This window comes from Paenibacillus nanensis (assembly GCF_003583765.1).
Taxonomy (GTDB): Bacteria; Bacillota; Bacilli; order Paenibacillales; family Paenibacillaceae; genus Pristimantibacillus; species Pristimantibacillus nanensis.
The window spans coordinates 227,834-240,344 of sequence record NZ_QXQA01000001.1 but is presented as its reverse complement, the minus strand read 5'-3'; the positions used below and the strand labels follow the sequence as shown (position 1 = coordinate 240,344).

Genomic DNA, 12,511 nt, shown 5'->3' with positions numbered 1-12,511 from the left:
TCGCTCTATTTTAAGGAGGTCGTTCAAATGGTTCGCAAATCGAAGTTCGTTGTCGCAGGGATGCTCATGATCGCCGTGTTCGCCTGCGCCGCCGCCGCCGGATATGCAGCTCCGTTCACGTTGAGCGTTACTGCCCAGAAGGCGTTCGACAAGATGACAGCCGAAGCGCCCGCAGGGGTAGGGGCCGCCCTGACGAAATATTACGCCGAGCTGCAGAAGCTCCAGCAGCAGGAGATCGATTGGGATAGCCGGATCAGTAATCTCCACTATAAGAACGAGGAGAACGAAGCTTCGCTGCGCAAACGGATCAAGAACATCGACAACGCCAAGCTTAGCGCCTTGGAGGCCGACATCGAAAAAACAGAGAAGCAATATGAGCCGCTCTTCGAGCTTTACGATTCCCAGAAATCGCAGCTTAGCTTGGCCAAAGCGTCCAAAAACAAGGACTTAATCGCTTTCGCGAATGCGCAGGTTACGGCAACCAAAATTGCCGTGCAGGCGGCAAATAAAGAGATTGACGCCAAGGAAAAAAAACTGAAAAAGGCCAAGTCAGACGCCTCAGCCAAAATGAAAGCCGTCCGGGACATGCTTGGCGGGAACGACAAGACGGAATCCCGGATTAAAGCCGCCAAAAGCTCGGCGAGCCATACGAAAAAACGATTTTCAGCCGAAGCGGACACGTTTGTTAAGCTTGTTCGGAAAGGCGATGCGAAAGGCTCCGCGAAGTCGCTGACCAGCCTGTTAGGCTACCAGAAGCAAATTCTGGTTCAAAAAACCAACATCCATTCTCTCGAAGAGCAGATCGCCGCTGTCATTGCCAAAGCGGATGCCACGCTTAAAGGCTATGGGGCTTAGACGCAACGCCGGATTTGAACTGTTCCTCCCTTTCCGCTTTAAGGCGAACAGTTACCTCCGTTCCCGCCCCCGGCTCGGAGGAGACACTAAGCCCATAACCGTCTCCAGCGTATAATTTAATACGCTCGTTGACGTTGAACAAGCCGTAGGAGCTTCCCCCGCCGGAGGAAGAGTGCTCGTTCCCGGAACGCGCTTCCGTCAGCAGCCGGCGAGCCAGCTCTTCGTTCATCCCAATGCCGTTGTCGGAAATCGAGAAGATCAGATCGCCATTCTCCTCCCTCGCGGTGATGCGGATAAGGCCGCGGCGTCCCTTTTCTTTACGGATGCCGTGCAGCAGCGCATTCTCGACGATAGGCTGCAGAATCAGCTTCGGCATCCGGTAGACGGAAAGCTCCTGCTGCGCTTGAATTTCAAAGTCGAACGTCCCGGAGAAGCGGCTCTGTTGAATTTCAAGATATACCTCCGCCAGCCGCAGCTCGTCCGCGGCGCTAACGATACTCCTGCCTTTGTTCAAGCTGAGGCGGAAATACTTAGCCAGACTGTCAATCATCTGACTGATGTCGGTCGCGCCTTTGCCGATCGCGATCCAATTGATGGTGTCCAGCGTGTTATACAGAAAATGCGGGTTAATTTGCGCCTGCAGCGCCTGCAGCTGGGCTTCGCGTTCACGGATCTCCGAGGTATAGTTTTCTTCGACCAGCGTCCGAACCCTTACGATCAGATGGTCGACGCTGCGCTCGAGCATATGGAAATCGCCGTTCATGGCGGGAAGATCGTTCAAACCGTCGATACCGTCCTTACCCTCTTTGCCTTCCTTGCGAATGGCGGTAATGACGCGATTGACCCTGCGGTTCATCCCTCGGACGATAATCGCGAGCAGTACGAACGGCAGAATGAGGAACAACGCGATATATTCGACAAGCGACCGCCACTCCGAACGTTTGGTCAGCTTAACCGTCGCCGGAGACAGCTGAGTTTCCGTTCCTTGCGCCACCAGCTTCCAGCCCGCGGTGCCGAGCGTCGTATACATAACGTCGTTCACCTCGTCGTCAAGTCTCAGCGACATCGTTCCTTCCGGCCCTTCGCCGAGAAGCTCCGCGATAGAAGGATGAACGCTCGTTCCGATCAACGTCGAATCGGGGTGGTAGACGATCTGCCCGTTCTCCGCGACGAGATAGACCATCGTGCCTGGCGCGAACTGAAGCTCGGATAAAATGTCGGCGACTACATTCTGTCTGATATCGATCATCAATACGCCTGACACCTTCTCATAATGGTTCGGATCCCGGAGCATGCGTGCGGCGGATAGGATCATCTCCTCCCCGCTGCCCAAATACGTCTCCTCGTAAACGCCTGTCCATACGATACCGCCGTTTCCTTCGATAATCGCGTCGAACCACGGTCTTTCCATCAAGCTGTCCAGCGAGAAGAAGTTAACGCGCTCTCCCGCATACAGCTTTGTTTTGTCCACAAACAGCTTTACCCGGAATACGTCGGAATTGGATTGCACGGTCTCGACCAGAAACCGCAAGTCCTCGATGACCTGGATTTGAATGCCGATCGATTGATCGTCCGGCCCGACCGACAGATAGGAATGCAAATTCGCGTTCATAAAGGCCGCGTCGCTGATGTCCTCGATACGCTCAAGCCGGTAGGACAGGTTGCTGCCCGCCTGCTTCAACGCCTGATGCATCGTCCGAACGACTTCGTTCTTCAAAATGACAGCGGACCGCTCGTAATAACCGTAGAGAAAAACGCCGGCCGGCAGAACGATCAGGAGCAGGTACGCGATTAGCCAAGGACGGGGGATCGACAGCCAGCGAAGCGACGAGAGCACTTTAAGCACCAGATTGGCCGCTTTATGCATGCGAATCCCTGTATGCGCTCGGCGTTACGCCTGTCGCCTTTTTAAACAGCTTGGTGAAGTAGCTAGGATCCGTATAGCCGATCGCGTTACAAATATCGTAGAACTTGTACTGCGGATCCCTCAGCAGCTCCTTGGCCTTCTCCACACGCACCTGCGTCAAATACTCGCCTACCGTTTGCCCCGTTTCCTGCTTGAATAACAGGCTCACATAGGTTGGCGACAAGTAGACGGCCTTTCCGATGTCCGCCACGGTTAAGTTGCCGTCTGCATACCGCTGCTCAATAACCCCTCGAATACGCTCGACGATGTTCGCCATCTTACCCGTCCGCTTCTCTCGAATGCGGCACATCACCGAGTTAAGATACGCCTCCACCTGCAGCTTCATCTCCCCGAGCGTTTCATGCTCGAGCAGCTGCTCCCATAAATCGGCTTCCATCGCTTCCAGCTCCGGCGACTGCACCCCGAGCTCCATCAGAAGCTGACTGACTCCGAGGACGAGCTGCAAGATCAAATTGCGCCCGAATTTCAGCCCCCCGGGCCGGTTATGGGCAAGATTTGCAAAGATTCGATCCACGGCTTCGCCAAGCTTCTCCGCGTCGTCCGCCTTGAGCGCGGAGAGAAGCTGGCCGTTAAGCGCGTAATCAAATTTCGGCGCACCCCCCGCTTCTGTCCCCGAGCTTTCCAGACTATCCATCGTGATAATTCGATTTTTGCCTAAATACCATTTATAATCGGCCGCTTCGCGAGCCTGCTTGTAGGCATGCGGAATATCGGCAAGCCCATTCGCCCGGTCGCTAATACCGATCGTCACGCCAAGCTTCAGCCATCTCTCCAAATTCGAACGAATATCGCCGGCTAGCGCGAAGAGGGCTTCCGACGCATCGGAGACGCCTCCTGCCCCCGCATCCGGCAGCCTCATAATACCGACAAATTCACCCAGCCGATGCTCGAAAGCATAGCCTTGAAGGTACGTATCCATCAGTTCCTGGTAAATATTCAACACCGAATACCAAAGCAGCTGGCGGTCCCGTTCGGAGCGGCTTTCCAATACATCGGCGATATCGTCCACCGAAATGACCATGACCCAGTAGGGAGATTCAGAAGGCAGATTCAGCTCAAGGAAATGGATCCGGCTCTGCATATCGATTTTGGACGTGCCATTGACAAGCAGCGACAACAGAAACTTCTCGCGGAGGAGCGGCATGCTCTCCTTCAGCTTAACCAGCAGCTCCTCCCGCTTCCGCCGCTCCGACCGCTCGGCGTCCATGTCGGCGGATACGCGCTGGATAACGGCTTTTAGCTCCTGCAAGTTAACCGGTTTAAAAATATAATCGACCGCGCTCACCTTCATCGCCGACTTCAAATAGTCCGCGTCGTCGTGTCCGCTGACAAAAATAATTTTGATATGCGGATACTCCTCCGCGATCCTCCGCGACATCGCGATGCCGTCCATATTCGGCATTCGTACATCCGTCAGAATGAGATCCGGCTGACTGCTTGCGATCATCTCCAGCGCGACATCTCCGTCGTCAGCTTCCCCCGCCACCACGATACCGTAAGAAGCCCAATCCACATATTCGCGCAAGCCCGCTCTTACTGCCGGTTCGTCGTCCACGATCAGCAATCTGTACATCGCCATATCCTCCTTGTACGCCGTCTAGTTCCGCCTTCTTCTCTTCGGTGTGTGGCTTGAGGTTATCTTTGCCGCTCCTTTATGCCAATTAATCGAGCATCCTGTTTCATGAGCTCCGCCTGGAGCTTGCCGATCTCGACATCGCCCACCGGAACCGCATCCTCAATCGAGAGCGCAGCGGCAATCCCTGCCGCTTGGCCAAGCGCATAGCAGGTTGCCTGCACCCGCATCGACGACATAGCCACATGCGTCGCGGAGATCGCTCTTCCCGCCACAAGCAAATTTTCGAACTCTCCAGCGGGCACCATGCAGCGATAAGGAATATCGTATCCGTCGACATGCCGCTCATCGGTCGTTTTTTGCGCATCGGGACTATGAATGTCGATCTCGTAATTCGTCTGGGCCACCACGTCTGGGAACCGGGAGCCGTTCACAACGTCATGCTCCGTTAGCGTGTAGCGCCCTTCGATCTGGTTCGTCTCGCGAACGCCGGTCTGCGGCGCGATATGGGCAATGGCGTAGGTTTCAAAACCGGTTCTCTGCAAATAATGAGCGATTGAGAATACCTGCTTCAGCGCTTCGGTTTCCGCATAGTTGACCTGCTCCGCGTCAGCCCCGTTCGCTTTGACCCGGGACATGTTGACAAGAAGCACGCCGTCGTCATGCTGCTCCCAGTAGAGCCTCCGCCCCTGCGGCAAATCCGTCACATCCTTATAATAATAGCAGCCCTCCGGCAAAATCGGCTTCACCGGTTTTCCCGTGTTCTGCATCGTGAACATCAGCGTCATCGGCTGGGTCAGACCGTCTCCTTCTCTGCCCGTCCGGTAAGCTGCTCCGGCATCGATCGCTACCCTGGCGTCCCCCGTGCAGTCGATGATCTGGTCTCCCTCGAAGGCCAGCAAGCCCTCTCTCGTCGACGCAATGACCGCCTGAATGCGGCTGCCCTCGCGAACCGTTCCGACGAACTCGCAGTGGAAATAGACGTCGACGCCTTCTTTCTTCATCTTTTCATTAAAGTAGTGCCGCAGCAGGAACGGCGAATATTGGGGAGCAATCGATTCATCGTGCCCGGCAGGCAAATATTCGGACAACATCTCCTTAATGATTTCGCGGTATATGCCGGTTACGTTGCCGACCGGCATAAAGATGCTGACATTGGCGAGCGTGCCCATGCCGCCCAGCTGCGCCGACTTCTCCAGCAGAATAACCTTTTTGCCGAGACGCGCTGCGCCGATGGCCGCCGCGGTACCGGCCGGCCCCCCTCCAACAACGAGAACATCCGCTTTTTTATGGGTTTTGATTTGGCGCTCGAACGAATAAGCTGACTTTTGCATAACGATCTCTCCCTTAATAGAAGGAAGCGGCCGGCGCTCTTCCACTCGCCGCCGCTTATCCCCTTATTTTTGAACCGTTGCGTACCACTCGTTCACTTCATTGGAGCTCGCTTCGCCCCCAGCCTCGAGGAACTTCTGCTGGAAACCCGGCAAACCTTCGATCGTCTCTACGCCTGCAATCAGCTTGACCGTGTAATCGTTCAGCATCGTATGCAGCTGCTGATTGCTCTTCGAATATTCCTTCATGTAAGGCGCAAGGCCAAGCGCGTTCTCCTTCTTCGCATCCTCCGGCAGCTTATTGTTCAAGTAATCGAACGCCTCGAACATGACCGGATTTTTGCGGACGCGCGCCTGCCAATATTGCGGGTAATTTGTTTCATCCGTACCGGCCATAAAGTTATTCGCCAGATTGCGCTCATCGGTGAAGATGGGCTGAATCGGCTCATAGGCGCCGTCGACCACCTTATGATGGGTACCCTCTACGCCTATCGCCAAATTTTTGAACGTTTCAGGCTCTAAGCTTGCGTTAATCCACTTGATCGCGTCTTCCGGATGCTCCGCCGACTTCGGGATAAACGTCAGGCGGTCAAAGCCGGCATTGGCTCCGAAACCGAATTCGCCGGCTGGCCCTTTAAGCGCCGGCACATACGCAAATTTCGCGTCAGGCTGGTTTTTTGTCAGCGCGTCATAGATGGCCGGGATGTCCGCCCAATGGACTACGATGGCGCCTGCGGCCCCGCTCGAGAACTTCTCCTTCGCCGTCGCGTCTTTGTTGGCGACGAATTCACGGTCGATCAAGCCTTGTTTGTACAAGTCGGCCACATAAGCTACATAATCCTTATAGGCCGGGTCCATAACGCGAGGCACCAGCTTGCCGTCCACGTCGTTCCAGGCATTCGGCATGCCGAACGCGCCTACAAGATTATCGATCATCGCTTGGTCGCCTTTGATCGTCATCGGCACGTTGCGGTCGCCATTGCCGCCTGGGTCCTTCTCTTTAAATTGCTGCAAAACGTTTTTTAGCTCCTCAGTCGTCGTCGGCATTTGCAGACCGAGCTTCTCGAGCCAATCCGTGCGAATAAGGATGGAGCTGTTAATTTTATAAGTTACGGTTGTTGGAATCGCGTATAATTTCCCGTTTACCTTCAGCGCTTCGATCGATTCCGGTTTTATGGCCGTCTTGATGTTCGGACCGAACTCTTCGATCAGCGGCGTCAAATCAACGAGCGCGCCTTTCTGCGCGTAATCCGAATACAGCGCCATATCGCTGTACGACGTTACGAGATCGTACTCCTCCCCGGAAGACATGATCAAGTTCAGCTTCTCTACCCATTTATCCTGGGGCAGCATGTCGTGCTGTACCTTATAACCCGTCGCTTCCTCGAGCAGCCCCGCTACCGGATACGTGTTGTAATCCTCGTTCGCCCATACGTTTAGCCGCTTCAGGACCGGCTTCGGCGCTTCTTTTCCCGAACCCGCCGAATTTGCATTGCCCGTGTTTCCGTTTTTGCCATTGCTGCCCGAGCATGCGGCCATAACCGATACCAGCAGCGCAACCGCGGCGATAACCGAAATAAGCTTAAATGCTTTTTTCATCGTTGACCCTCCTGCTTGTATTGTAATCTATATCATTAATTTTCCGATAGATTGCCCTTCAGCGCTTCTACACAGACCGGTACAGGAAGAAGACGCGTCCGCGCGCCTCGGAAAAGTTAATGCCCTTAACCTTTAACGGAGCCAATAAGGACGCCTTTAATGAAATATTTTTGCAAGAACGGATAGACCAGCAAAATCGGAATCGTAGACGCGATGACGGTTGCTGCCCGCACCCCTTCGGCCGGCACATTCATAAGATCGTCGGCACTCTTGTCGAGCGCTGATGAGGTGTCGGCATTCATGACGATATCCTGCAAATACAGCTGAAGCGGCTTCAGCGACGTGCTGTTGATGTAAAGCATCGGATGGAAATAATCGTTCCAATAATAAACGGCATAGAACAGCCCGATTGTCGCGAGCACAGGGCCGCTGAGCGGCAGGATGATCCGGAAGAGGATCGTCAGATTGCGCGCTCCCTCGATTTTTGCGGATTCCTCCAAGCTTGAAGGCAGACTTTCGAAATAGCTTTTTATGACCAGCATGTTAAACACGCTTATGAGCGCAGGCAGCACCAGCGAGCCTAGATGATTGATGAGTCCCAGCTCCCGGATGAGCAAATAATTCGGAATAATGCCGCCGTTGAACATCATCGTAAAAATGAACAGGACGATCAGAACGCCCATGCCCGGAAGCTCCCGCTTCGACAAGGGGTAAGCGGTGAGCGACGTAATGAGCAGCGATGCAAGCGTACCGATGAGAGAAATGAGCACCGAAATCCAGAGCGAGCGAAGAAATTGGCTGTTCGTCACCACAAACGCCATCGTATCAAGCTGGAAGCCGACCGGGAACACGCCGACTCTGCCGGACACGATCGCCCATTCCTCGCTGAATGACTTGGATAGAACGTTCACGAAAGGAAGCAGCGTCATGAGTCCCATGAGGATCAAGAGCACATAAATCGTACCGTCCAGCGCATAATCTTTGATTGTTTTTCTGTACATGGCCCTTCCTCCTTACCAAATGCTGCGATGCAGAAACTTGCGGCTGAGCATGTTGCCGATAACGATTAACAGAAATCCGACCGCGGAGTTAAACAGCCCGACCGCCGTGCTGAAGCTGTAATCCTGCTGCCCGAGACCCATCCGGTATACATAAGTGCCGATGACGTCACCGTTTTCGTAAACAAGCGGATTGTACATCGTCAGAATCTGCTCCGTTCCCGCCTCCAGCAGGCTTCCGATCCGAAGAATAAACATCAGAACGATGGTAGGCAGCATACCCGGCAGGGAGATCGACCACATTTGGCGCAGACGGCCCGCTCCGTCGATCGCGGCCGCCTCATACTGCTCCTGCTCGATGCCCGCGATTGCGGCGATAAAGACGATCGCGTTCCAGCCGATCTCCTTCCATCCCGCGGTAAACACGACCAGGCTGCGGAACAAATCATTATCCGTAAAAAACGATATCGGCTCCCCGCCGATGGCCCGGATAAACTCGTTAACGATGCCTCCCGTCGGTGACAGGATGTTCATGAACAAGCCGGAGATGATCACCCACGAGAGAAAGTGCGGCAAATAAATAATCGTTTGGATCGTCCGCTTGAAAAACATGCGCCGCACCTCGTTCAGCATTAGGGCGATAACGATCGGGATCGGGAATAGAAACGTTATCTTGTACAAGCTGATCAAGAGCGTATTGACCAGCACCTGAAGAAATTCGTCCGAACGGATCAGCTTCTCGAATTGCGAGAGTCCCACCCATTCGCTGCCGGAAATGCCGCCGAAAATATTAAAGTCCTGAAATGCGATGACGATCCCGTACATCGGGGCGTATTTGAACAGCAGCAAAAAGATGACGCCTGGAATGAGCAGCAGATACATATCCAGATTGCCTCGTATTAATCTCCACCGCCGCCCGCCGGCTCCGCGCTGCAAGGATGCCTCTCCTCTATTACGTCTGCTCATGTGAACTCCACCTTTTCTCTGTCTTGATTCCATTGTAGAGAGAGGGAGCTGAGGGGAGTAGGAGACGATCCTTTTATTTCTGGTCATATCCGACACAGTTTGGCAACGAGACCGTTTCCCGCTTAGGACCGCTTTACTCATCTCAAAACAAAAGAGGCCTATGCTATAAAAGCATAGACCTCTTCAACTGATCTGCTGATTATTTTGACTTACTTCTCCCCGCGGCTGCCTTTGCCGACTCGAATAACCGCGGCAATAATTTCCGCGATGACGCCGGCCGCAAGACCGACAGCTGTAAACATAAGGAACGCCGCAAAGCTGACCAGGTCCTCCCAGCCCGTTCGATCGTTGCCGTAAACCGCCATCGCCGCTAAGCCAACTGCCATTCCAAGCGTCGACAGCCCCCAAATCCAGCGCGCGCCCAGCCATCCCGCCAAGCCGAATGCGAACGATACGGCGGCTGCAAGCAGAAGCATCCGCAGCGCTTGCTCGCCTGTGAAGGTCTGGCCCATTAATCCGAACCGGATCAGCCATAGGGCCGCGCCGGCCGCAAGCGAAGAAATGCCTGCCACTATCCACCATTTCGAGCTTCTCGTCTCCGGTAACCAGCTCATGTGTGCTCACTCCTCATGTTTGAAGCGATTGTGACTCATTATCTTAAACGATGCGCAAGAATGATTTGTTTCATTCCCTTGTCTGTCCGGGCTACCGCCTGCTCGACTCTTATGCGCGTCGTTCCTTCCTCCGGTACTTCCGCTTCGGGAGCAGCGTCTTATAAATGTAGATCGTATGCAAGGCATCGCTCGCGCAGTACTGCACCTCGCCGCTTATATTCAGTATCAGCAAGGAGCGGGTTATTCGGTTCCGGTAGCAGAAGCAGCCCTCCTCCATCCCCGCATACAGCAAATATCCGAGAAGCCTCTCCGCTTCTTTCGGATATTCCCGCTCCAGAAACCGTCTAAGCGGCACGTCGTTTGTCTCGCCTGACCCGCTGTCGCTATTCAATCCATTCTCCCCCTTTACCTTAAAAAAATAGCACCGCGCAAGCAAAATGGCTTTTGCATGCGCGGTGCTTCCGCATTCCTTTGACAACTACCAACAATTTAGCATATTTTGTTAGGATCGTAAACCATTAATAGCATAAAGCGCCTCTACCGCCCGTCCTGCATTGTTCCATTCGGACGCAAGTACTATAATACACCTATAGAGAGGGTGTTCAGGAATGGAACAAAAACAGATTTGCGCCAAGTTTGAGAAGGCCGTCGAATTGCTGAGCAAGCGTTGGGTCGCCTTTATTATATACCAGCTGATGTCCGGGCCGCAGCGGTTTTCCGATATCGAGCACGGCTTGCCGAACTTAAGCGGAAAGGTGCTTTCGGACCGGTTGAAGGAGCTTGAGGCGGAGGGTTTAATCCGGCGGGATGTCTATCCGGAGATGCCCGTGCGGATCGAATATTCGCTGACGGAGAAGGGCCGCGCCTTGTCGCCGCTTTTTACGGATATCGGGAACTGGGCGAACCAGTGGATGTCCGATGGTCATGAATAAGCAACAATTGCTTATAAATAAAAAGTACCAGCAGATTGGGCTCCCGACCAGTTGAACCCACTTTCTGGTTATGCTACACTGATGTCATTCCAACAAGGACGGAGGGTTACGTGTGATAGATTATATCCGAGTTCGATCTTTGCGCGGCTAATTGAATAGCGCCGAAGCTCTGCCTGTATGCAGAGGACTCAGGATTAGTCTATACACTTTCAATCGTAACCGACTTACAGCCCATTGCGAGAATGCGGTGCAACGCCCGCATTATTGCTTATGGTTTGCTTTTTCGGAATGACTGAAATCCTATTTCCTCATGCAAAGACGCGAACACAGGCGGCAGCCTGTGTTTTTTTATGGCCATAATAATACGAAATAGCCAAGGAGGCTGATCCTATGCATGAATTGAATGAACAGACGGTGCAGAAAGCGATTATCGCCGGTGTGCAATTACAGAAGGACTACGATTTTGCCTACTCCATGCTGGAGCTGCGCAATCTTGCCGCCGCTAGGTACATTGAGGTGTCAGGCGAATTAAGCCAAAAGGCGGAACGCGTGAATTCCTCCCATTATCTCGGCACCGGCAAGCTACAAGAGCTTCGCGCGCTGCTGGAAGCGCATGATACGGATCTTGTTATTTTCAACGACGAGCTCTCCCCTTCCCAAATCCGCAATCTGGAAGCCGAGCTGGAGTGCGTGGTGATGGACCGCACGATGCTGATCCTCGATATTTTTGCGGAACGCGCGAAAACGAGAGAAGCTCAACTCCAGGTTGAGGTAGCGAGGCTGCAATATTCGCTGCCGCGGCTTGTCGGCCTGCGAGCATCCCTCGGCAGGCAAGGCGGCGGCGCCGGCCTGAAGAACAGAGGCGCCGGCGAAACGAAGCTCGAGCTCGACCGCAGACGGATTGAGGAACGCATCACCGCACTCCAGGCGGAGCTCGACAAGCTGGTCGCGACACGTCAGCTGCAGCGCAAGAAGCGGAAGAAAAACGAAGTGCCCGTCGTCTGCTTGGTCGGCTATACGAATACCGGCAAATCCAGTTTAATGAACGCCCTGCTCGAAACGTATGACCCGGACACGACGAAGCAGGTTTTTGCCGAAAATATGCTGTTCGCGACATTGGAGACATCCGTTCGAAGCATTGACCTGCCGGACAACAAGTCCTTCTTGCTTACCGATACGGTCGGCTTCGTCAGCCAGCTTCCCCACCATCTGGTTAAAGCGTTCCGTTCTACGCTCGAAGAGGTAACGGAAGCCGACCTCCTCATCCATGTCGTCGACTATGCCCATGAGGATTACGAGCAGAATGTCGCCGTTACGAACGAGACGCTGCAATCGCTGGGAGCCGAAGGAATTCCTACCGTATACGCCTACAACAAATGCGATCTGACCGACCACCCTTATCCGCAGGTCGTTGAGAACAACGTATACATGTCGGTCAAAGAAAGACAAGGAATTGCCGAGCTGGTCGATGTTGTGCGAAGCCATATTTTCGAGGACTACGTGACGCGCGAAATCCTCATTCCTTACGATCAAGGACGGCTCGTCTCGTATTTCAACGAACACGCGAATATCCTCTCTACCGAATACGAGGAAGGCGGCACGCGCATGAAGCTGGAGTGCAGCTTGGCTACCTACGAGCGTTACCGCGACCAATTCACGGAGCTGGAGCAGGAATAGTCCACCTCACAAGGAAGGGCAGCCCTGCCGTCATTACGG

At 53.9% G+C, this 12,511-nt stretch carries 11 protein-coding genes; 3 read left to right on the top strand and 8 right to left on the bottom strand.

Annotated elements, in window-relative coordinates:
• Nucleotides 1-27: 27 nt before the first annotated feature.
• On the top strand, nucleotides 28-855 hold the full coding sequence (locus D3P08_RS01055; RefSeq protein WP_119597576.1) for a hypothetical protein: 828 nt from the start codon (nucleotides 28-30) through the stop codon (nucleotides 853-855).
• On the opposite strand, the gene D3P08_RS01050 is transcribed toward D3P08_RS01055, so the two are convergent.
• The 8 genes from D3P08_RS01050 to D3P08_RS01015 form a co-directional block, all read right to left on the bottom strand.
• A complete protein-coding gene (locus tag D3P08_RS01050; RefSeq protein ID WP_119597575.1) occupies nucleotides 836-2,722 on the bottom strand; it encodes a cache domain-containing sensor histidine kinase in 1,887 nt (628 codons plus the stop codon). The genes D3P08_RS01055 and D3P08_RS01050 overlap by 20 nt on opposite strands.
• On the bottom strand, nucleotides 2,715-4,355 hold the full coding sequence (locus D3P08_RS01045) for a response regulator (protein ID WP_119597574.1): 1,641 nt from the start codon (nucleotides 4,353-4,355) through the stop codon (nucleotides 2,715-2,717). Before D3P08_RS01045 ends, D3P08_RS01050 begins: the two co-directional genes overlap by 8 nt.
• A 62-nt stretch (nucleotides 4,356-4,417) precedes the next feature.
• Nucleotides 4,418-5,689, bottom strand: coding sequence for an FAD-dependent oxidoreductase (locus D3P08_RS01040; RefSeq protein ID WP_119597573.1), 1,272 nt, complete (start codon nucleotides 5,687-5,689; stop codon nucleotides 4,418-4,420).
• A 63-nt stretch (nucleotides 5,690-5,752) separates the two neighbouring features.
• Nucleotides 5,753-7,285 carry an extracellular solute-binding protein gene (locus D3P08_RS01035; RefSeq protein ID WP_119597572.1) on the bottom strand — a complete coding sequence of 511 codons (1,533 nt, stop codon included), beginning with the start codon at nucleotides 7,283-7,285 and terminating at the stop codon, nucleotides 5,753-5,755.
• Nucleotides 7,286-7,410: 125 nt separating this feature from the next.
• Entirely contained in the window at nucleotides 7,411-8,286 is an 876-nt protein-coding gene (locus tag D3P08_RS01030) for a carbohydrate ABC transporter permease (protein WP_119597571.1), read from the bottom strand.
• A gap of 12 nt (nucleotides 8,287-8,298) precedes the next feature.
• Nucleotides 8,299-9,249, bottom strand: a complete 951-nt coding sequence (locus D3P08_RS01025) for an ABC transporter permease (protein ID WP_119597570.1) — start codon at nucleotides 9,247-9,249, stop codon at nucleotides 8,299-8,301.
• A gap of 209 nt (nucleotides 9,250-9,458) precedes the next feature.
• Entirely contained in the window at nucleotides 9,459-9,863 is a 405-nt protein-coding gene (locus tag D3P08_RS01020) for a hypothetical protein (RefSeq protein ID WP_119597569.1), read from the bottom strand.
• Nucleotides 9,864-9,972: 109 nt separating this feature from the next.
• Nucleotides 9,973-10,254: a hypothetical protein gene (locus D3P08_RS01015; RefSeq protein ID WP_119597568.1), complete on the bottom strand. Its 282-nt coding sequence runs from the start codon at nucleotides 10,252-10,254 to the stop codon at nucleotides 9,973-9,975.
• A gap of 217 nt (nucleotides 10,255-10,471) precedes the next feature.
• On the opposite strand from D3P08_RS01015, the gene D3P08_RS01010 reads away from it, so the two are divergent.
• Together D3P08_RS01010 and hflX are read left to right on the top strand one after the other, a co-directional pair.
• Nucleotides 10,472-10,795: a winged helix-turn-helix transcriptional regulator gene (locus D3P08_RS01010; protein WP_119597567.1), complete on the top strand. Its 324-nt coding sequence runs from the start codon at nucleotides 10,472-10,474 to the stop codon at nucleotides 10,793-10,795.
• 390 nt (nucleotides 10,796-11,185) lie between these two features.
• Nucleotides 11,186-12,472: a GTPase HflX gene (hflX, locus tag D3P08_RS01005; RefSeq protein ID WP_119597566.1), complete on the top strand. Its 1,287-nt coding sequence runs from the start codon at nucleotides 11,186-11,188 to the stop codon at nucleotides 12,470-12,472.
• The last annotated feature ends 39 nt before the right edge of the window (nucleotides 12,473-12,511 follow it).

What these genes read in the sequence shown, in the direction of transcription:
- D3P08_RS01055 (WP_119597576.1), top strand. Translation starts at nt 28, where the DNA reads ATGGTTCGCAAATCGAAGTTCGTTGTCGCAGGGATGCTCATGATCGCC.
- D3P08_RS01050 (WP_119597575.1), bottom strand. Translation starts at nt 2,722, where the DNA reads ATGCATAAAGCGGCCAATCTGGTGCTTAAAGTGCTCTCGTCGCTTCGC.
- D3P08_RS01045 (WP_119597574.1), bottom strand. Translation starts at nt 4,355, where the DNA reads ATGTACAGATTGCTGATCGTGGACGACGAACCGGCAGTAAGAGCGGGC.
- D3P08_RS01040 (WP_119597573.1), bottom strand. Translation starts at nt 5,689, where the DNA reads ATGCAAAAGTCAGCTTATTCGTTCGAGCGCCAAATCAAAACCCATAAA.
- D3P08_RS01035 (WP_119597572.1), bottom strand. Translation starts at nt 7,285, where the DNA reads ATGAAAAAAGCATTTAAGCTTATTTCGGTTATCGCCGCGGTTGCGCTG.
- D3P08_RS01030 (WP_119597571.1), bottom strand. Translation starts at nt 8,286, where the DNA reads ATGTACAGAAAAACAATCAAAGATTATGCGCTGGACGGTACGATTTAT.
- D3P08_RS01025 (WP_119597570.1), bottom strand. Translation starts at nt 9,249, where the DNA reads ATGAGCAGACGTAATAGAGGAGAGGCATCCTTGCAGCGCGGAGCCGGC.
- D3P08_RS01020 (WP_119597569.1), bottom strand. Translation starts at nt 9,863, where the DNA reads ATGAGCTGGTTACCGGAGACGAGAAGCTCGAAATGGTGGATAGTGGCA.
- D3P08_RS01010 (WP_119597567.1), top strand. Translation starts at nt 10,472, where the DNA reads ATGGAACAAAAACAGATTTGCGCCAAGTTTGAGAAGGCCGTCGAATTG.
- hflX (WP_119597566.1), top strand. Translation starts at nt 11,186, where the DNA reads ATGCATGAATTGAATGAACAGACGGTGCAGAAAGCGATTATCGCCGGT.